Source organism: Longimonas sp. (genome assembly GCF_040409695.1).
Lineage (GTDB): Bacteria > Bacteroidota > Rhodothermia > Rhodothermales > Salinibacteraceae > Longimonas.
This window is the reverse complement of record NZ_JARWGJ010000172.1, coordinates 1-5,113: the sequence shown is the minus strand read 5'-3', so window position 1 is coordinate 5,113 and position 5,113 is coordinate 1. Positions and strand designations below refer to the sequence as shown.

Sequence of the window (5,113 nt, the reverse complement as noted above, 5' to 3'; positions counted from 1 at the left end):
CAGCAAAAGTACGTTTACACCTTGTCATCGCGAGGAGGGAGCGTGCGACCGACGCGGCGATCTCATGCGCCAGTTAGAGCGGTTTACCCTACTTGGAAGGCACAAGATTGCCACGTCGCTGGCGCTCCTCGCAATGACATAATCAAAGGTTCTTTTGTGAATCCACTTATCTCCGTATCCCATCTCCATACGTCCTCCCGATACATCATCTCCGCAGGCTGCATTGACGTGTAGATGTATGATGGTGCAATAGATGTATAGGTAGCGACTCGATGACAAGTGATTGTCCTTCAGAAAACATCCATCTACCCAAGTATCGTCACACGTCTGTTTTGGGCATGCACTGCTCCGTTCATGCATTGTCATCTTGAGCGCAGCGGCTCCGCCAAGGAGACGCGGAGTCTGACACGAGCGTAGCGACTGATGAACGCAGTGAATAAAGATCTCCCCCAAATTAGGAAGGGCCTCCTGTCTGTCTGGAGATGCCACACCCCGATGAGATGGCTCGGCTGCGCAATGATACGGAATCAGCAATGATGCTGATGCCAACGAACCCAACGGCAGCCTAACGGTACGTGTCGGCAGCTGTATTGTATCGTGCACAATCCTTTTTCGATGTATGTCCGGTTCCGAATCCTCCTGGGTCGTCTGTAAGTTTGGTGGCACCAGCGTGTCGACCCGCGCGCGCTGGGAGACCATCGCCGCACTCACTGAACAGCATATAGAGCAGGGCGCCCGTCCTATGCTGGTCTGCAGCGCCCTCAGCGGCATCTCCGACCGTCTTGATGCGATTCTGCATACCTCCACACCGGCCGAACGCACCGAGCACCTCAGCGCGATTCGTAAACAGCACCTTGAGCTGGCCCGTGACCTGGGTGTAGACACGACAGCCCTGGATGAAGCCCTCACGCGCGTCGAGGGGCTCGTACATGAACTGCCCGACCGAACCCCATCTCCGCGTCAGCAGGCAGCGCTCATGGCGCAGGGGGAGCTGCTCTCGACCCGACTCGGAGCCGCCTTCTTGAACGCACGGGGCATCAGCACGCGCTGGGTGGATGCACGCGAGGTCTTGCGCTCTGAGCGCAAAGCCCATCTCAACCCCGCCCGCCGTTACCTGTCGGCCACCTGCGGGTTCTACCCCGACCCCATCCTGCAAGACCATCTGCACGACGCCGAGAGCACAGCCGTACTCACCCAGGGCTTCATCGCCGGCAACGAGATCGGCGAGACCGTACTGCTCGGGCGGGGCGGATCCGACACCTCAGCTGCCTACTTCGCCGCTAAGCTCGAAGCCGAACGCCTTGAGATATGGACGGACGTGCCAGGGCTTTTCACGGCAAACCCGCGCGACATCCCGTCGGCACGCCTGCTGAAGCAGCTTACGTACAACGAGGCGCAAGAGCTCGCCACAATGGGAGCATCGGTGCTGCACCCACGCTGCATCGATCCGGTGCGCACGCACCAGATTCCCTTGCATGTGTGCTGCACCGATGCTCCCGATATGCAGGGCACCGTCATACGCGACGATGTGCCCGACTATGGGCCGCAGGTGAAAGCCATCTCGGCCAAGAGCAACGTGACGGCTATCTCTATGGAGACGCTCGGGATGTGGCAGCAGGTCGGGTTTCTCGCCGATGTGTTCAGCGTCTTTAAGCACAACGGCGTCTCCATCGACATGGTCGCCACGTCTGAAGCGAACGTCACCGTTACGCTCGACCCCGTAGCCAATGCCCTCGAACCCGACACCATCGACCAGGTCCTGCGCGACCTGAACGCCTTCTGCAACGCACGGGTCATCGGACCCTGCGCGGTCGTCAGTCTTGTAGGACGGCACATCCGGGCGCTGCTCAGCGATCTCGGGCCAGCTCTTGAAGTATTCGACGAACAGAACATCTACCTCGTATCGCAGGCGGCAAGCGACCTTAACTTCAGCTTTGTCGTGGATGCGGAACAGGCCCCCCGTCTGGTGCGCGAACTCCACGCCGAGCGCTTTAGCGCCCGCCCTGCCGACGAGCTCTTCGGGCCGTCGTGGGCCGAGCTCTTCGACACCAATGAGCCCGATGCGCAGGCCACCCCGCTATGGTGGCAGTCTGAACGCGACGCGCTGCTGCACATTGCCGACACCACCGAAACACCCGGATACGTCTACCACGCTCCCACGCTACGCACCCGGGCGCAGCAGCTTATGAAGCTGGATGCCGTCGACCAGCCGTATTACGCCGTAAAGGCCAACCCGCACCCCGATGTGCTGCGCTGTCTCTACCGCGAAGGACTGGGCTTCGAGTGCGTTTCGCCCGGTGAGGTCGAGCGCGTCTTTGAGGCCGTCCCCGACGTAGACCCGCAGCGCGTGCTCTTCCAGCCCAACTTTGCCGCACTCAGCGAGTACCGCCACGCCTTCGAGCGCGGCGTACGCGTCACGCTCGATAACGTGCAGCCGCTTGAAGCACACCCTGAGGTGTTTGCGGATACGACGCTCTTCCTGCGCATCGACCCCGGACGCGGCCACGGCCACCATCGGCACGTGCGCACAGCCGGCGCGCAGTCGAAGTTTGGAATCGTACCCGATGAGCTGCCGCACGCCCGTGCCCTCGCCAACGAGCACAACGTTCGCATCCAGGGGCTGCACGTGCACGTCGGGAGCGGCATCACCCGCGCTGAACCCTGGGCTGAGATCGCCGCGTTTCTGGGCTCGCTGGCTGCCGACTTCCCCGACGTGGAGGTCATCAACGTAGGGGGCGGACTGGGCGTCCCGGAGCGCCCCAACGGCGACCGCCTCCCCCTCGACGCGCTCGATGAGCGGCTCCTGGCCTTCAAACAATCGCATCCCCAATACGCCCTGTGGATGGAGCCCGGCCGCTTTCTCGCAGCCGAAGCCGGCGCGCTCGTTGCACGCGTCACGCAGACCAAGCAGAAGGGCGACGTCACGTACGTCGGACTCGACGCCGGCATGCACACGCTCATGCGTCCGGCGCTCTATGGGGCCTACCATGAGATCGTAAACCTGACAAAGCTCGACCGGCCCAAGGCAGAAACCGTTAACGTGGTCGGCCCGATCTGCGAGAGCGGCGACGTGCTCGGATACAGCCGCCGGCTGCCCCCTACCGAACCGGGCGACGTGGTACTCATTGCAACAACTGGTGCCTACGGCGCGGCCATGTCAAACACCTACAACCTGCGCTCGCGACCTAACGAACACCTGATCGATCCCGCCTGATTATGGATAAGCCCGTATGACAGACAAGCCCGCTGCAACCACCAACCGCTGGTCCGATCTGCTTCCCCTGCAGAGCGCCTCGCCCGAGGCCACCCATGCGCTGGGAGAGCAGCTCGCCAACCGTGCCAACGCTGGCGATGTGTTTGCACTGCACGGCGACCTGGGCGCTGGCAAAACACATCTGGTGAAAGGCATCGGGGCCGGACTGGGGTACGACCCGGCTACCATTCGCAGTCCCACGTTTACGCTGGTGCATACGCACGAGGGGGGGCGCCTCCCCCTGTACCATATCGATGCCTATCGGCTCAACGACCCTGCCGAGCTGTACGAACTGGGATACGACACCTACCTGTACGGCGACGGGGTCTGTTGCGTCGAGTGGCCCAGCCGCATGGGCGACCTGCTCCCCGATAGCGCGATTCACCTCTCGCTGGCGCACGAGAGCCGTACCACACGCCGCATCACGCGCCTGAACGAGCCATGACTGCTACCGACCCTCTCGACATGCTGCATGCGCTGCCCCGATACGCGGGCACCGATGACAGCAGCTACAAGCCCGGCCTCGACCGGATGCATGCGCTCATCGAAGCGCTAACCATTCCGGTCGACAGCCTCCCTACGCTTCATATTGCCGGCACCAACGGCAAAGGCTCCACCGCGGCCATGAGCGCCGCCATCGCGCAAGCTGCTGGCCACCGGGTCGGTCTGCACACGTCGCCCCACCTGTGGTCGGTTACCGAACGCATGCGCATCGACGGCGCCCCGGTTCCTGAAGACACGCTCCGCAGCATGGTTTCGGATGCACAGCCTGCGTTCGAACGCATCGCGCCCAGCTTCTTCGAAGCCACCGTAGCCCTCAGCCTGCAGTACTTTGCCCGCGAAAATGTCGACCTCGCTGTCGTAGAGGTGGGACTCGGCGGCCGCCTCGATGCCACCAATATCGTACACGCCGAGGTGGCCATAATTACATCGATTGCGTTGGAGCACACCGCGTTATTAGGGGATACGCACGCCGCGATTGCCCGTGAAAAAGGGGGCATCATCCGGCCGGATCAGCCCGTCGTTATCGGGCCCCTGCCGAGCGAAGCCGAAGCGGCCATACAAGAGCTCGTTCGCGCGCAGCACGCTCAACTGCACCCGACCGCACGCACGACGCGCTGGCACGACGTGCAACCTTCCTCTGGCGACACGCTCATTACGCCCCGTGCTTGCTATACAAACCTGGATCTTGATCTCACAGGGGCTCATCAAAAAGAGAATGCAGCCTGCGCTGTGCGTGCGCTTGAGCTTCATCCGCACGTCCGCCTCACCTCAGATGCCGTTGCCCGCGGACTGAGCGCTGTGCGTGCCTATGCGGGCTTGCATGGTCGTATGGAGCGTCTCGGCACGCATCCCCCTATTTGGATCGACGTAGCTCACAACCCAGCCGGTCTCGAAGCCGCCTGCGCATCGCTTCCCTCGTGTCCGGGCCGATGCATCGTTGCGCTCGGCGTGATGCAAGATAAACCACTCGGCGAGCTGCTCGATGTGCTCAAGTCGCACCGGGTGGATGCCGTATGGCCCGTTGAGGTCGACACCGACCGTGCGCTGCCCGGCGGCCACCTGGCGCATGCCCTCGCAGACTACGGGTGGCCTGCCCAGCCTCCGGCCTCTCTCGCTGACCATATTGCTGCGTTTGAACGAGGGGCTTCCCCCGAAGACATGCTCTTCATAGTGGGCTCTCATTATACCATTGCGGGACTACCTGCACGCATCCGCCCCGCATAGCAATCACGGAGCTAAAAAAAGAACATTTTGTGACGAAAGCGCTTTTTCCGACTGCCACTTCCTTTCATCTTCTCTTTTCGCATCTTATGTTAGGCCTACCTTGTAGAGGCATATGCAACGTAAAGGGTATGG

General features: G+C 62.0%; 3 protein-coding genes. All 3 read left to right on the top strand.

What is annotated here, in order from left to right:
- The first annotated feature begins 619 nt into the window (after positions 1–619).
- From PPP56_RS10540 to PPP56_RS10530, 3 genes are read left to right on the top strand one after another with little or no spacing between them, the layout of a single operon-like run.
- Entirely contained in the window at positions 620–3,214 is a 2,595-nt protein-coding gene (locus PPP56_RS10540) for a bifunctional aspartate kinase/diaminopimelate decarboxylase (protein WP_353564006.1), read from the top strand.
- A 16-nt stretch (positions 3,215–3,230) separates the two neighbouring features.
- Positions 3,231–3,698, top strand: a complete 468-nt coding sequence (gene tsaE, locus PPP56_RS10535; RefSeq protein WP_353564005.1) for a tRNA (adenosine(37)-N6)-threonylcarbamoyltransferase complex ATPase subunit type 1 TsaE — start codon at positions 3,231–3,233, stop codon at positions 3,696–3,698.
- On the top strand, positions 3,695–4,981 hold the full coding sequence (locus PPP56_RS10530; RefSeq protein ID WP_353564004.1) for a bifunctional folylpolyglutamate synthase/dihydrofolate synthase: 1,287 nt from the start codon (positions 3,695–3,697) through the stop codon (positions 4,979–4,981). Before tsaE ends, PPP56_RS10530 begins: the two co-directional genes overlap by 4 nt.
- Positions 4,982–5,113 lie beyond the last annotated feature (132 nt).